This is a genomic window from Pragia fontium, from assembly GCF_900638655.1.
Taxonomy (GTDB): domain Bacteria; phylum Pseudomonadota; class Gammaproteobacteria; order Enterobacterales; family Enterobacteriaceae; genus Pragia; species Pragia fontium.
Genome location: NZ_LR134531.1, coordinates 166,900 through 182,362 on the forward strand (window position 1 = coordinate 166,900; position 15,463 = coordinate 182,362).

11 protein-coding genes are annotated in these 15,463 nt (G+C 46.5%); 9 read left to right on the forward strand and 2 right to left on the reverse strand.

Annotation, left to right across the window (positions count from 1 at the left end; all coding sequences use genetic code 11):
* The first annotated feature begins 12 nt into the window (after positions 1–12).
* Positions 13–795, forward strand: coding sequence for a 3'-5' ssDNA/RNA exonuclease TatD (gene tatD / locus EL341_RS00635; RefSeq protein ID WP_126466775.1), 783 nt, complete (start codon positions 13–15; stop codon positions 793–795).
* A gap of 89 nt (positions 796–884) precedes the next feature.
* Positions 885–1,907: a porphobilinogen synthase gene (hemB, locus tag EL341_RS00640; protein ID WP_074823860.1), complete on the forward strand. Its 1,023-nt coding sequence runs from the start codon at positions 885–887 to the stop codon at positions 1,905–1,907.
* A gap of 308 nt (positions 1,908–2,215) precedes the next feature.
* On the opposite strand, the gene rfaH is transcribed toward hemB, so the two are convergent.
* Entirely contained in the window at positions 2,216–2,707 is a 492-nt protein-coding gene (rfaH, locus tag EL341_RS00645) for a transcription/translation regulatory transformer protein RfaH (RefSeq protein ID WP_047779593.1), read from the reverse strand.
* Positions 2,708–2,929: 222 nt separating this feature from the next.
* Here rfaH and pepE point away from each other — a divergent pair, with 222 nt between their 5' ends.
* From pepE to EL341_RS00680, 7 genes are all read left to right on the forward strand, one after another.
* Positions 2,930–3,655 carry a dipeptidase PepE gene (gene pepE, locus EL341_RS00650; protein WP_047779594.1) on the forward strand — a complete coding sequence of 242 codons (726 nt, stop codon included), beginning with the start codon at positions 2,930–2,932 and terminating at the stop codon, positions 3,653–3,655.
* A 58-nt stretch (positions 3,656–3,713) separates the two neighbouring features.
* A complete protein-coding gene (gene ubiD, locus EL341_RS00655) occupies positions 3,714–5,201 on the forward strand; it encodes a 4-hydroxy-3-polyprenylbenzoate decarboxylase (protein ID WP_047779595.1) in 1,488 nt (495 codons plus the stop codon).
* Between the two features lie 52 nt (positions 5,202–5,253).
* Entirely contained in the window at positions 5,254–5,955 is a 702-nt protein-coding gene (gene fre / locus EL341_RS00660; protein WP_047779596.1) for an NAD(P)H-flavin reductase, read from the forward strand.
* A gap of 150 nt (positions 5,956–6,105) precedes the next feature.
* On the forward strand, positions 6,106–6,894 hold the full coding sequence (locus tag EL341_RS00665; RefSeq protein ID WP_126466777.1) for a tyrosine-protein phosphatase: 789 nt from the start codon (positions 6,106–6,108) through the stop codon (positions 6,892–6,894).
* A gap of 545 nt (positions 6,895–7,439) precedes the next feature.
* Positions 7,440–9,563, forward strand: coding sequence for a type VI secretion system Vgr family protein (locus tag EL341_RS00670; protein WP_074823863.1), 2,124 nt, complete (start codon positions 7,440–7,442; stop codon positions 9,561–9,563).
* Positions 9,564–9,581: 18 nt separating this feature from the next.
* On the forward strand, positions 9,582–13,655 hold the full coding sequence (locus EL341_RS00675) for an RHS repeat-associated core domain-containing protein (RefSeq protein WP_074823867.1): 4,074 nt from the start codon (positions 9,582–9,584) through the stop codon (positions 13,653–13,655).
* On the forward strand, positions 13,655–14,095 hold the full coding sequence (locus EL341_RS00680) for a YbbD family protein (protein ID WP_074823870.1): 441 nt from the start codon (positions 13,655–13,657) through the stop codon (positions 14,093–14,095). The genes EL341_RS00675 and EL341_RS00680 overlap by 1 nt, the downstream gene beginning before the upstream one ends.
* A gap of 75 nt (positions 14,096–14,170) precedes the next feature.
* Here EL341_RS00680 and asd read toward each other — a convergent pair whose 3' ends face one another.
* Positions 14,171–15,280 (reverse strand): aspartate-semialdehyde dehydrogenase, encoded by a 1,110-nt coding sequence (gene asd / locus EL341_RS00685; RefSeq protein WP_047779598.1) that lies wholly within the window; start codon positions 15,278–15,280, stop codon positions 14,171–14,173.
* Positions 15,281–15,463 lie beyond the last annotated feature (183 nt).

Here is a 15,463-nt window from a genome sequence, read left to right on the forward strand (position 1 = left end):
AGGAGAAAAGTGATGTTTGATATTGGCGTCAACTTGACTAACCGACAGTTTGCTCTGGATCGGCATGAAGTCGTGAGTCGAGCAAAAGTGGCGGGTGTTAACGGTATGCTGATTACGGGGACGTCTTTAAAAGAGAGTTTGGCGGCCAATCAGTTATCCGATCACTATCCTGATTACTGCTGGAGTACGGCCGGCGTTCACCCCCATGACGCTTCTGGCTGGTCTGAATCATGCGCTCAGCAAATTTATCAGTTAGCGGCGAAAACCAATGTGGTTGCTATTGGTGAATGCGGTCTAGATTTTAATCGTAATTTTTCAACGCCTGAGCAGCAGGAACTGGCGTTTAACGCCCAGTTAGCCATGGCTGCCGAGCTGGGTATGCCGCTGTTTTTACATTGCCGAGATGCCTATCCGCGTTTTATTGAACTGCTTCGTCCTTGGTTACCGAAAATACCGGCGGCGGTGGTTCATTGTTTTACCGATAATCGTCAGGCTCTTGAAGCGTATTTAGCATTAGATTTATACATCGGTGTGACGGGTTGGGTCTGTGATGAACGGCGCGGTCAGGAATTACGCGAACTGGTGCCGTTGATCCCGGCGGATAAATTATTGCTGGAAACCGATGCGCCTTATCTGTTACCGCGTGATTTAACGCCAAAGCCCACTTCACGGCGTAACGAACCAGCTTATCTGGCTCATGTATTGCAGCAGGTGGCTATTCTGCGTGGTGACGATGCGGTTGAGTTAGGTGAAACAACGCAGAAAAATGCCTATCGGCTGTTGGGATTACGTTGAGTCATCGCTGTTGAAGCGTATGATAGGTTTGAGAGATAAAATTGTCGGGCCAAGTTCCCGTCAAGAGCACAGAACAGAGGAGAACTTTTGTGAGCTATATTATTCCGGGTGCTTTTCCTGAACGCCGACTGCGTCGGGTTCGTTACCATGATTTTAGCCGTCGCTTGGTTTCTGAGAATCAGTTGACGGTTAACGATTTGATTTATCCAGTATTTATCATGGAAGGCGAAAATCGCCGTCAGGATGTCCCTTCTATGCCGGGCGTTAGTCGAATGACTATCGATATTTTGGTTAAAGAAGCGGAAGAGTTGGCTAAGTTGGGCGTGCCGGTTCTTTCTCTGTTCCCGGTTATTGAAGCCGATCTTAAAACCCTGCATGCTGAAGAAGCTTATAATTCGCAGGGTCTGGTTCCTCGCGCGATTCGAGCTTTAAAGCAGGCAGTACCTGAGTTGGGTATCTTAACCGACGTAGCCCTTGACCCGTATACGGTACACGGTCAGGACGGTATTATCGACGAAGATGGCTATGTGATTAACGATATTACCAAAGAGATTCTGGTGCGTCAGGCCATGTGCCATGCCGCTGCCGGTGCAGATATTGTTGCCCCAAGCGATATGATGGATGGGCGTATTAGCGCGATTCGTCAGCAGCTGGAAGCGCAAAATCTGGTGAATACCCAGATTATGGCTTACTCCGCAAAATATGCCTCTTGCTACTATGGTCCTTTCCGCGATGCGGTAGGTTCCAGCGGTAATCTGAAAGGGGGCAATAAGAAAACCTATCAGATGGATCCGGCAAACAGTAATGAAGCCTTGCAGGAAGTGGCTCAGGATCTGCAAGAAGGGGCGGATATGGTGATGGTTAAACCGGGAATGCCTTATCTGGATGTGGTTCGTCAGGTAAAAGATACCTTTGGTGTGCCGACTTTTGCCTATCAGGTTTCTGGCGAATACGCGATGCATATGGCAGCTTTCCAGAACGGCTGGCTACAGGAAAAACCTGCGGTGATGGAATCCTTACTCTGCTTTAAACGTGCTGGCGCAGATGGCGTACTAACCTACTTTGCTAAGCGTGTGGCTCAATGGCTGCATGATGATGCTATGCGTCGTTAATAGTGGATGCCTGAAAAGTTATATGATTGCCATGAAACGGTTGGCAACTTCAAGGATGTTAATCGGAGGGAGAGACGGGCTGGGGGTCGTAGCAGCTTTAGCTGCCGGAGTGCCCGTAGCCCGGCTAGGCCCGACGCACGTCTAAGCTAATACAGGTGCCCTCCCGGCCGAACATGAGGGCGATGTGAGCATAGGGCTTTTTACGGCCGGAATATCCACTGGTATCGAAAAACACGTTTGGTATTGATCTCATGGCCGCGAATATCGCGGCCACTATTTTATTAACTCGTTCTAAACTACGCTAAACATCAATCGCGTTTCTCAAACTGTGTATTACTGATCTTATGTTCAACTTTCTGATTGATTAGGTTCAACAGCAGAATAGAGCGGGTTTCGCCATCGGGTTCGGCGTAAATCGCCTCCAGCCCTTCGAAAATCCCTTCGGTAATAATCACCGTGTCGCCGCTTTTTGGTAGGCTAGGATCGCTGACCTGTTGCTTAGGTTGCATCATCAGGCTTTTAATCAAACTGAATGGCACGGTAACCGGCATTTTACCAAAGCGAATAAAATGGCTAACCCCGCGGGTGGCGCTGATGGTGGTGGTATGAATTCTTTCCGGATCCAACTCAATAAACAGATAATTCGGGAACAGAGGCTCATCAAGGATGACCTTTTTACCACGAACAATTTTTTCTACCTGATAGGTAGGACTAAAGCTGGGAACATCCTGTCGTTGGAGATGCTCTTGAGCGCGCGTAAGCTGTCCGCGTTTACAGTAGAGTAGATACCAAGATTCCATTAATTATACGCCTAGTAATAATTCGCATTAAGGATAGCAAAACCGTTTAGCAATAAACATAAGCATCGGGGATTTAGTCGATTAATCTGAATATTAGGATTATGCTGGGAATCATTATCAATAATTGTTTCAATCTAAATAGTAATCGATCACAGTAAACGTGAGCGTTTTCCTGTATAAATAGCGTGTTAATAACTAAATAAAGAAACAGAGGTGGTTGAAATGGAAGCAATATTGTTGAGCAACGGTAAAACATCCGGTGACGCAGAATTGTTAGGTTACGCTAAAAAACAGATCCTGACAGTATTGGCGTCTCGGAAGGTTTCCAAAGCAATATTAATTCCTTATGCCCTGATTCGTAGTGATTATGACGATCGCGCTCGTGATCTGGAAAAGAGTTTAGGTATTTCCGTCACCAGCATCCATCATTTTGATAAACCAGCAGAAGCCATTGCACAGGCAGAATGCATTATCATCAGTGGTGGTAATACCTGGATGTTGAATCAGATGCTGCATGAGAAAGATTTAATTGTGCCTATCCAGCGCGCAGTACGTGAACGCGAAGTTCCCTATATTGGTTGGAGCGCAGGCTGTAACGTAGCATGTCCATCGATCAGAACAACCAACGATATGCCAGTACGTAGCAGCGTAGTATTACCGTCGCTGGGATTGTTCCCGGTACAGATTAACCCTCACTATATCGACGCGCACCTGAGCGGTCATATGGGCGAGAGCCGTGACGAACGTATTGCCGAATTTTGTGCGGTTAACCCAACAGAGTCCGTGGTTGCGTTACGTGAAGGAAGCTTGCTGCAAATTTCGGGTAACACACTGAGTTATTTCAGCGCCAAAGATCAGGGGTTCAAAATCTTTCGTCACGGTCAGGAAATCACTGAGCATTTTGACACCACTGCACTGAATTCATTAGTGCCTTTTACCTGCAGCTAAGCGCAAAGTTAGGGAAACCTTTCTATAATGACATCTTAACCGGCCACAGATAACAACTATGAAATACCGAGACCTACGGGAATTCCTCGATCTGCTCGAGAAGCAGGGGGAATTGAAACGCATAAAACAACCGATTGACCCTTATCTTGAAATGACGGAGATCGCCGATCGCACACTGCGCGCGAACGGGCCTGCGCTATTATTCGAAAATCCTAAGGGGTATCAAATACCCGTATTATGTAACCTGTTTGGCACGGCGAAACGCGTTGCTATGGGAATGGGGCAGGATGATGTCGGTGCGCTGCGCGATGTGGGTAAGCTGCTGGCATTTCTTAAAGAGCCGGAGCCACCAAAGGGCTTTCGCGATCTGGTGGATAAGCTACCGCAGTTTAAACAGGTATTGAATATGCCGACTAAGCGGTTGGCGTCGGCACCTTGTCAGGAGCAAATCTGGCAGGGTGATGATGTTGATCTTAGCCAACTGCCGGTCATGCATTGCTGGCCTGAAGATGCCGCTCCGCTGATTTCATGGGGGCTGACGGTAACTCGGGGGCCACATAAAGAGCGGCAGAACTTGGGTATTTACCGCCAACAGGTATTAGGTAAGAATAAGGTCATCATGCGATGGTTGTCCCATCGTGGCGGTGCGCTGGACTTTCAGGAGTGGTGCCAGCAAAATCCCGGGCAGCGTTTTCCGGTGGCTGTTGCACTAGGTGCCGATCCGGCAACGATTTTGGCTGCCGTTACGCCAGTGCCGGATACCCTTTCTGAATATGCGTTTGCCGGATTATTGCGCGGCTATAAAACGGAAGTGGTTAAGTGTATCTCGAACGATCTTGAAGTACCCGCTAGCGCTGAGATTGTGTTGGAAGGGTATATTGAGCCGGGGGAAATGGCGCCGGAAGGGCCGTATGGCGATCACACTGGCTATTATAATGAGATTGATCATTTCCCGGTGCTGACGGTTACCCATATTACTCGCCGAGCGGATGCTATTTATCACTCGACTTATACCGGTCGTCCACCGGATGAGCCTGCGGTGATGGGCGTGGCGCTTAATGAGGTTTTCGTCCCTATTTTGCAGAAACAATTCCCGGAAATTGTTGATTTCTACTTGCCACCTGAGGGATGTTCCTATCGGATGGCGGTTGTGACCATGAAAAAGCAGTACGCCGGGCACGCTAAACGTGTGATGATGGGCGTTTGGTCCTTCCTGCGGCAGTTTATGTACACTAAGTTTGTTATTGTCTGCGATGATGATATCAACGCCAGAGACTGGAATGATGTGATATGGGCGATTACTACCCGTATGGATCCCGCCAGAGATACGGTGTTGATGGAGAATACTCCGATAGACTATTTAGACTTTGCTTCGCCGGTTTCAGGGTTGGGTTCCAAAATGGGTATGGATGCCACCAATAAATGGCCTGGAGAAACTCAGCGGGAATGGGGGCGTCCAATTACTATGGATCCGGCCGTTCGTACTCGCATTGATGAGATCTGGGATGAACTGGCAATATTTGACGATAAAAAAATGCCTGAATAATTGCCGTGTAATCGGCAATGGCTTGAATTTAATGACTCTGTAGAGGGAGTACATGGCTATATTGAACTGCAAGATCGCTTCTGTAGAGTCGATCACTGACACGGTTTTTCGCGTACGTTTAGTTCCGGACGTACCGGTTTCATTTCAGGCCGGTCAGTATTTGATGGTGGTGATGGACGAACGGGATAAGCGCCCGTTCTCTATGGCATCAACACCGATGGAAAATAACCTGATTGAATTACATATCGGCGCCTCTGAAATTAACCTTTACGCAATGGCGGTGATGGACAGGTTACTGGCTGAGGATACCATTAGCATCGATATCCCACACGGTGATGCCTGGTTACGTCAGGACTCTCAACGGCCGATTCTGTTAATTGCTGGCGGTACCGGTTTCTCCTATGTGAATTCTATTCTGATGACGGTATTGGCGCAGCAGCCTGAGCGTCAGATTTCCCTGTATTGGGGAGGAAGAGAAGAAGCTCATCTGTATGACTTAACTCGTCTTGAGTCTTTGACGGTTCAATACCCAAACCTGAATGTGGTTTCGGTAGTCGAGCAGCCTGATGAGCTGTGGCGTGGGCGCAATGGAACCGTACTGGCCGCTGTGTTGTCTGATTTTGGTTCTTTGTCTGAGCATGATATCTATATTGCCGGACGTTTTGAGATGGTAAAAATTGCCAGAGAACGTTTCTGTAATGAACGCGGTGCCGATGAAACCCGAATGTTTGGTGACGCTTTCTCTTTTATCTGACCATCAGACAACGTTAACCGCAGGGTGTATTAACCCGGATCGTTTGTACATACCGCTGCACACACATCTTTGACAACTTGTCATTTGGAGATCGGCCACGGTCTCCAAAATGGCAGGTTTTATTTCAGATAGCTGAACTAAGAGGGACTCATGACAACTATCAATTTATTACATTCATCACTGTTACCTCTGCAAGGCGGCATCAACTTTCGCGATCAGGGGGGAAACCTCGCTCAGGATGGTCGTAAAGTTAAACCGGGCCTGTTATTGAGAGCGGGTGCTCTGGATCGATTAACCGTCGATGACTGCCATTATCTTAGTCAAATACCGCTAACCAATATTATTGATTACCGCGATGCCGACGAAGTAAAAGCAAAACCAGACGTAGTTTGGCAAGGGGTACAATATGACAATATTCCGGCTAATCCATTAACGGATGAAGTGAATGCTAACTTTGCCAAATTGACCGATGAGGCTCTGGCTTCATTTAACGCCGTTGATTTTATGAGTCGCTTATACAACCAGCTTCCTTTCAATAATCAGGCCTATCGTCATCTTACCCAAGTGATGCAGCAGCCGGGAGAAGGGGCACTGGTTCAGCACTGTGCGGTCGGTAAAGATAGAACCGGAATTGGTTCAGCCATTGCGCTGTTAGCTTTAGGGGCAAGTCGTGACACGGTGATTGAAGATTATATGCTGACGGAGACCACGCTGGCGCCTTATCGCACCGAGATCCTCAACCATATGTCAGCCCAACTGAGTGAACAGCACGGTATTGATAGCTTAAGCTATGTGATGTCGGCCAAAGAAACCTTTATCGGCACGGCGTTGAAGGCCATTGAACAACGTTACGGTAATACGGATAACTGGTTGGAACAAGAGTTTGGGCTAACGCCGGTGATTCGACAGCAAATGCAGAATAAGTATTTGGAAGGGTAGTTGGTTCTCATTAATCCTGTCTATTTAAAATCCGGCTAATGCCGGATTTTTTGTTATAGGAATGGCGGCATCGTGATGGGTGAATTTGATGGGAATATGGTGAAATAACTTAGCGAGACTAATTATCCTTGGAGTTTTGATGTAAAAATAACATAGTGACAGGCGTGGATATTACTATTATTAATGAAGAGTAAAAAGCGATAATTATTTTTATTAACGCGTTGTATTACTAACGTGTTAAATATGTGATTCAAGCGTTATTAATAACTGATTTTATTTGATCGAGTAAGTTATATAAGCTGGTTATGTTTTCTAGTTACATTATTTAATGAATTATATTCAATAGCTTGCTATTAATGTTAAATTTACCATTTCTTATAATTATATTGATTATTAAAATGTTACTTATCTTGTCTTTTCCACTTTTTCTAGTAAATATACGAGCTGTAATATATTAAGAATTAATATTAAATGTTCCTTGATTAATATTATTCATAATTTTTTAAAATCTTGAAGTTAATTATTGTGAAATAGGGATGTTGGGTATGGAAACGGGACTGTATTTTTCGTGCAAAGTTGGCGAATTATTGGAATCATCGGTTGATGTTATTAATTTTACTTTAGAAGAAGCCCTTTCAACCCTGTTTACTCTGCAAATTAAAGTGTCCAGCTTTGATGCGGATATCGATTTGGATGCCTTACTGCTACAACCCGCCTCTCTTACCGTCAGTGCTGATGGTGTTGGTCTGCGAATTATTAATGGAGTTATCTCAGAAGCCTTTCGAGGTGGCAGTGGCTTTAAGCGAACATATTATACCTTCACTATTCGCCCGGAGTTATGGTTATTAACCCTAACGCAGGATAACCGAATATTCCATCACAAGACCATTCCCGCCATTCTGGATGAACTACTGCAAAAACATCATATCCGAGCTGAGTCCAAATTAATTGATAGCCATAAATCTTGGGAGTACACCACCCAGCGCAATGAAACCGATTATGCCTTTTTTTGCCGTTTAGCCGCAGAAGAGGGAATTGTATTCTGGTTTGAAGAAGAGCAGTTATTCTACAGTGATAGTCGTACCGGCATGCTCGGTGGTGAAAAGTTGTTGTATAACGCCCATATTCAAAGCGCCAGCCGAGAGTCGGTGATTCACAATTTGGAATATGGCGCCAAAATGCAACCCAATGCGGTGCATTTGAAAGACTACAAATACTCACACCCGGCAGTGGGGCTGGATGCAAAAGTGAAGAGTCAGGGGGCTCGTCCATCTTATGCCATGTATGAGGGTTATGGCCGTTATGATGATGACGGTGTGGCGCAACAGTACGCCAAATACCGTTTGCAGGCGTATCAGGCTGACAGTTTATCTGGTTCGGCAGAAAGTAATTGTATTCAGTTAATGCCAGGTAAGATGTTTACGCTTTCTGAACATCCTACTCCATCCATGAACAGCAACTGGCAGGTAATTCGTATTGTTCATCATGGTAGTTTGCCGCAGGCAGTGGCCGATGAATCCCATGAGGGGGTACGAGTGGCCGTGCTGAGTAATCACTTCAGCTTTATTCCCGGTTCGGTGGACTGGCGCCCTCCGTTTATTGCTAAACCCATGGTATTTGGTAATGAGACAGCCACGGTAGTCGGCCCTGCTGGAGAAGAAATCTTTGTTAATGAACACGGTGAGGTAAAAGTCCACTTTCACTGGAATCAGTATGATCCTAAAGATGAAAATGCTTCTCTGTGGGTACGAGCGGGGCAGGCCTGGAACGGTGATGGTTTTGGGGTAATGGCCATTCCGCGTATTGGTCAGGAAGTTATTATTGCCTATCTGAACGGCGATATTGACCAGCCAATCATCGTCGGTACGGTATACAACGGCAAGAATGCCACTCCAATATCGCTGCCGGCGAAAAAGACGCAAACCACCATTAGGACTCGCACCCATAAAGGGGAAGGATTTAACGAATTGCGTTTTGAAGATGAGGCCAGTCAGGAAGAGATATACATCCATGCCCAAAAAGATATGAATACTGACGTGCTGAATAATCGAAGCACGCACGTGATCAACAATCACACCGAAAATGTGGATAACAATCAGTCGATGGCCGTCGGGGTTAATCAATTATTGCTGGTGGGTAACAACCAAACCAATGATATCGGCAGTAACCGCAAGACCACCATCGGCCATAACGACTCCCTAACAGTGAAAGCTAATCAGGCTGAAACTATAGCGCTGACTAAGGCCGAAAATATAGGCATAGCCAAAGCATTGAGTATTGGTGGCGCCTATCAGATTACCACTGGTGGAGCGATGAATACCTCGGTAGGGGGGATGCAGGCTTCCGAAATTGGCTTAACCAAATCTTTACTGGTCGGACAGAAGTACACGGCGGATATCGGTCAGGAAGTGAAGTGGACCATTGGTAACCGCAAAACCGAAACGGTGGGCAAGGTCTCCATTTATAACGCCGGAGAGCATCTGGAACTGGTCTGTGGTAAAGCCAAAATAGTGCTGACCAGCGACGGGGGTATTTACCTGAAGGGTGAACATATTGAACTGCAGGCCAATAGTGGTCTGAAAGGAGATGCCAATCTGGTGCAGTGGAATTGCAGTGCAACACAAAGCCCACCGGAAGCGTCTACAGAGAGTGACAGCAAGGATGCATAACAGCAAGGAGTTGCAAAGATGAGTGGTAAGCCAGCGGCCCGTCAAGGTGATGCAACACTAACAGGTGGCCCTATTGTTCAGGGTTCTGCCAGTGTATTAATTGGTACCCCCAGTGGTGTGGCCTGCTCTACCTGTCCCGGTGGTATGGCGGTAGGTAACCCGGTCAACCCATCTCTGGGAGCTAAGATACTGAGCGGCGAAACCGATATCGCCTTACTTTGCCCGATGCCGTTTGTGCTGTCGCGCAGTTATAGCAGTTATCAAACCGATACGCCGGGACCGGTAGGCATGTTTGGCCCTGGCTGGCAGGCGGCTTCCAACGTAAGCTTGCTGGTTATGGATGACGCATTGATACTCAATGATAATGGCGGTCGCAGTCTGCATTTCGAGCCTCTGGCTCCCGGTGAAGTCAGCTACAGTCGTAGTGAAGACCTGTGGCTAGTTCGTGGTGGGATAGAGTGCTTGCCCAACGACCATCCGTTAGCCACCTTATGGCTGGCATTACCTCTGACCTCACGCCTTTGTACTCATACTTATTTCGTTAGTAACAATGCTATTGGGCCGTGGTGGATACTGAATTATGTTATGACAGCTCCTCAAGAAGGGGATGTTTTACCCCCAATGCTACCGGCTCGCCGTTATCTGTTGGCTATTGTCGACCGCTTTGGTCAGCAGTTAACTTATAGGCGAGACTCTGAAGGGCTGTTTGCTGGTGAGATAACCGAAGTGATGGATGGTGCTGGTCGTCATTATCACCTTGAGCTCATAGATTTAATCAAAGATGATGAACACTTTTCTGATATGACAGCGGTTGGTTGGGGAACCGATAAATATATTCGCCTTAGCGCGGTTTATCTGACCAAAGACCCGCTCTATCCAGATGTCCCAGTCACACCGCTGGTTCGCTATGAATATACCTCCCGCGGTGAACTGGCTGCTGTCTACGACCGGGCGGGTTGTTTAACGCGTCGATTTGAATACCATCCTGAGCTGTTAGGGAGAATAACTTCCCATCAATACATCGGACGTCCTGCCAGTTTTTATGAGTATGATAATCAAGGCCGGGTAATTACCCAGACCAACCTTCAGGGGCTTAACTATCAGTTTAGCTATCAGCCAAACCAGACGATAGTGACCGACAGTTTAGAACGTCAGCAGGTTTACCATTTTGAGGGGGAGCGGGGGCTCAGACGTCTGGTGAAACTGGAGCAGGCCGACGGTAGTATCACTTCCAGCGAATATGACGGCAGCGGCAGACTGAAAGCGCAAATCGATGCGCTGGGGCGTAAAACTGAATTTGATATAGATGTGGCCAGCGGCAGGCTTCTGGGTCTAACCGCTCCAGACGGGGCGGTAACTCGCTTTAGCTATAACCGACAGAGGCAGTTAACCTCGACGATTCACCCTAATAGCAGTCGCACCACCAGTGAATATGATGTATTTGGCAGACTGGTATCCGCCACTGACTTATTGGGCAATACTTCTCGCTATCACTATCAGGATGAGAGTAGTGAATTGCTGGAGATGACTGAAGATGCGCGGGGTGGGCAACAATGGTTAAGCTGGACACCTCATGGGCAGGTTTCGGCCTATATCGACTGTTCGGGCTATCAGATTAAATACCATTATGACCGTTGGGGGCAGATAACGGAGATAGCGCGGGAAGAAGGGATGGTTAGCTGGCGTCATTACAATGCACGCGGCTGGCTGATAGCCAGCGAAAACGCTAATCATGAACAGACACGTTATGAGTATAATGCAGCGGGTGATCTGATTACCATCGTCCATCCGGATGGTAGTCATGAAACCATGGTACGGAGTGAACTTGGTCAGCCGCTGGAAACGGTAAAAGGCGGACTGATGCAGCAGTACCGTTACGATGCGGCAGGAAGGCTGGAATTGCTGGTCAATGAAAACGGTGCTGAAACCCACTTTAGTTATGATGTGATGAATCGTTTGACTACCGAAAAGGGTTTTGACGGACGAACTCAGCACTATCACTACAATGCTGTTGGTGAGCTGGTTCAGAGCAAGGATGAAGGACTCGCTACTCACTGGTACTATGACCTAGCCGGGCGACTGATACGTCGCCAGCATCCTCACTCTGTCAGTGAAATACCGAATGATGAGCAGTGGGATTATGATCAAAGTGGTCAACTGCTTTCTGCTCGCCATATCAGTGAAGGCTACTCGGTCAGCATCAATTATCTGAGGGATAAAGCCGGTAACATTATCGAAGAGCTTCAGCAGGTTCAAAAGCCAGATGGTAAAACTCTCTGGCAGTATAAAGTGAACCATCAGTATGACCCTCGGGGATTCAGGCATGAGACGCTGTTGGAAGGTTTACCGTCGTTACGTTGGCAAACTTACGGGCCAGGACATTTGTTGGGAGTTGCACTGGGCGATCGGCATCTGATTGAATTTAGCCGTGACCGGCTACACCGGGAGAGCGAGCGCCGGTTCGGAGAGGTTCAGCTTCATACTGACTATGACACACTGGGGAGGTTGGCTCGCTTTGAGATGAATGAGCAGCCTCTGCATCCGATGAATCGGGAGCATCATTATGACCTGCGCGGTCAAATGACCGGTATCACTCTGCCGGAGGGGGCATTGCATTATCGCTATGATGAGGTCGGGCGGTTAACTGAAGCACAACGAAGTGGCCCAGAAGGTTTCGCCTATCGCCAGAACTGGCGGTTTGATCTAGCTGGTAACCGTTTATCATCAGAACTGCCGGAGTCTACTGAGACGGATATGGGCCATAATATCAGCCGGATGGGTAACCGTATTACACAAGATGAGCACTATCATTATCACTATGACCGCTACGGCAATCTGATTGAGAAGCACCATAAATTGAATTCGGGCGAAGTGCATCACTTTGCCTACGATCGCCAACATCGGCTGGTTCGCTACACCCGTCTTCAGGATAATCAGAGTATATGTCAGGCTCACTATTTATATGACCCAATGGGGCGTCGAGTGGGTAAACAGGTTATCCGACAACATGAGGAACCGGAAACCGTTTGGTACGGTTGGGACGGTGATCGGATAGTCTTGACAGAAAGTAACGACAAGCGGGTTTATACCGTGTATTACCCGCAAAGCTTTGTGCCATTGCTACGAATTGAAGGTGACAGTCCATCTCCAGTGATATCACTGGCACAAAAGCTGGAGCAGCAGTCTGATATTGTTTTCCCAACAGAATTGAATACCCAATTTAATCAGATAGAGCAGCAACTGAGAGCAAGTGCATTAACAGCGGATAATCAGCGCTGGCTGCAACAGTTGTCCTTTGAACCAGAATATTTAACCTCATTACTTGATCCGTTACCTGTGGTGCCTGATACCGTGCATTTATATCACTGTGACCATCTGGGAACACCAATTGCATTAATGACGCCTAAGGGGGAAGTTGAGTGGCAGGCTGAGTTGGATGCTTGGGGAAATATGCTGAGTCAGCATAGTATTCGGAAGCTGAATCAACCCATTCGCTTACAGGGGCAGCAGCAGGATGAAGAGTCGGGATTATACTATAACCGTTACCGATATTATGACCCGCGGATGGGGCGATATATTAGTCAGGACCCGATTGGGTTGATGGGTGGGATGCATAAATATAATTATCCATTGAATCCTATTCAGTTTATTGATCCTATGGGGCTTGTAGGTATTATTAGTGGACCCTATAAGGCGGCTATAGATAGTTATCAAACTGGAGTGGCTTTCAAAATATTAAGTGATACTGAAAGCGATATGAAAAGATTGAATTTAAAAAGTACGGATAACTTTTTTCACTGTATGGGATTTTGTCGGGTATCTAAAAATATAGACGCAAAAAATAGTGGAGCGCGAGGTTTAGGTGTAATGAAAGAAACTCGCGATTATATATTAGGTAGGGTAGGGCTTTACGGTGATAAACGAAAACGCTCTCATGAGGAAATGATACAGGATAATATTAGCGATTTAGCTGTAAATGAGTTTGGGCTCTCTTGTCCTCAAGATATAAAATGTTCCGATCGTTGTAAAAGCTATATCAATGAAAACCATACTGAAACAATAAAGATCTTAGAAAAAGAAGGATATCTATAATGATTAAGTGGTTATTTTTCAGCATGTCAATAATGCTATTGAGTGGATGCGATAATACGGAAAAGGTATATTCTTCGTTTTCAGAAATTTTGCCGGAAGATAGTATAAGAAGCTGGTTGCCAGACTTTTTTCCTAAAAGCTCAACGGATATAATTTTTGCATCTAATATAGATTTAAATACTTTCCATATTTATTTTTCTTCAACCGATCAAAGTATGATTGAGTTACATAAAGTTTCAAAAGAAACGGTAATTTCTGAAGATGGTATTCTTTTTTTGAAGCAACAGGATGGGAATATTGTTTCAGCAGTGTGTATGATGACTGACCATAATCTCTTTGGCGATAAGAGTTTGGAATATTACTTAATGGGTAAGTTAAATAGTAAAGATAGATATTATTTGATGAATATTAATATTAAACAATACGAAAGATTCTGTTAGTGATAATTAAATAAAAAGCCCGCTATAAAACGCAGGCTTGTCCTAACTTTATCGTATGTTATTTGGCAAGAAACACTAGGCCTGTAACAAAATACGCAGCATACGGCGCAGCGGTTCTGCGGCACCCCACAGCAACTGATCGCCGACGGTGAAGGCTGACAGGTATTCCGGGCCCATATTGAGCTTACGTAAACGGCCTACCGGCGTAGACAGGGTGCCGGTTACCGCGGCTGGAGTCAGTTCACGCATTGAGATTTCGCGGTCGTTTGGTACCACTTTCACCCATTCGTTGTTTTCAGCCAGCATGCTTTCAATATCGGCCAACGGTATGTCTTTCTTCAGCTTCAGGGTAAATGCTTGGCTGTGGCAGCGCAGGGCCCCAACGCGTACGCATAAACCATCAACCGGAATTGGGCTGGAGGTATTCAGAATCTTGTTGGTTTCTGCCTGACCTTTCCACTCTTCGCGGCTTTGGCCATTTTCCAGCTGCTTATCAATCCATGGAATTAAACTGCCGGCTAACGGTACACCGAAGTTATCTGTTGGTAATGTGCCGCTGCGCATTAGCGAAGTGACTTTACGTTCGATATCCAGAATGGCTGACGCTGGATCTTGCAGCTCTTTAGCAACATTGGCATGTAGCATGCCCATTTGAACCAGCAGCTCACGCATATGACGAGCACCGCCGCCGGAAGCCGCCTGATAAGTAGAAACGGAAGCCCACTCAATCAGATCGTTAGCGAACAGTCCGCCAAGGGACATCAGCATCAGGCTAACGGTACAGTTACCGCCGACAAAGGTTTTGATTCCCTTATTCAGGCCTTGATGAATAACGTTATGGTTAACCGGATCGAGAATAATGATCGCATCATCTTTCATGCGTAAAGTCGATGCCGCATCAATCCAGTAGCCATTCCAGCCGGTTGCACGCAGTTTAGGATAGACTTCACTGGTATAGTCCCCGCCCTGGCAGGTGATAATGATATCCAACGCTCGCAGAGCATCGATATCATTAGCATCCTGTAGCGTGCCGCTTTGGCCGGCAAATGAAGGCGCAGCCTGACCTGTTTGTGAAGTAGAAAAAAATACCGGGCGAATGGCGTCAAAATCACGTTCTTCAATCATTCTTTGCATCAGAACGGAGCCGACCATACCGCGCCAGCCAACAAAACCGACGTTTTTCATATTGCTATCCTAACTTTGCAGTAATCAATGTGAATGCTTTTATCGATATTCATTATCGATATGAGTGTAAGCGTATTTGCTGTCTTGCCTTTTTACTGAATTATCATGAGCACGACTCCCTCCACATTACAAAATGTATCAGAGGGTGCAAGTAAAATTATTCGATATATAAAAATTATTCAG

Coding starts and splice junctions, on each gene's coding strand:
- tatD (WP_126466775.1), top strand. CDS start 13: ATGTTTGATATTGGCGTCAACTTGACTAACCGACAGTTTGCTCTGGAT.
- rfaH (WP_047779593.1), bottom strand. CDS start 2,707: ATGGAATCTTGGTATCTACTCTACTGTAAACGCGGACAGCTTACGCGC.
- pepE (WP_047779594.1), top strand. CDS start 2,930: ATGGAAGCAATATTGTTGAGCAACGGTAAAACATCCGGTGACGCAGAA.
- ubiD (WP_047779595.1), top strand. CDS start 3,714: ATGAAATACCGAGACCTACGGGAATTCCTCGATCTGCTCGAGAAGCAG.
- fre (WP_047779596.1), top strand. CDS start 5,254: ATGGCTATATTGAACTGCAAGATCGCTTCTGTAGAGTCGATCACTGAC.
- EL341_RS00665 (WP_126466777.1), top strand. CDS start 6,106: ATGACAACTATCAATTTATTACATTCATCACTGTTACCTCTGCAAGGC.
- EL341_RS00670 (WP_074823863.1), top strand. CDS start 7,440: ATGGAAACGGGACTGTATTTTTCGTGCAAAGTTGGCGAATTATTGGAA.
- EL341_RS00675 (WP_074823867.1), top strand. CDS start 9,582: ATGAGTGGTAAGCCAGCGGCCCGTCAAGGTGATGCAACACTAACAGGT.
- EL341_RS00680 (WP_074823870.1), top strand. CDS start 13,655: ATGATTAAGTGGTTATTTTTCAGCATGTCAATAATGCTATTGAGTGGA.
- asd (WP_047779598.1), bottom strand. CDS start 15,280: ATGAAAAACGTCGGTTTTGTTGGCTGGCGCGGTATGGTCGGCTCCGTT.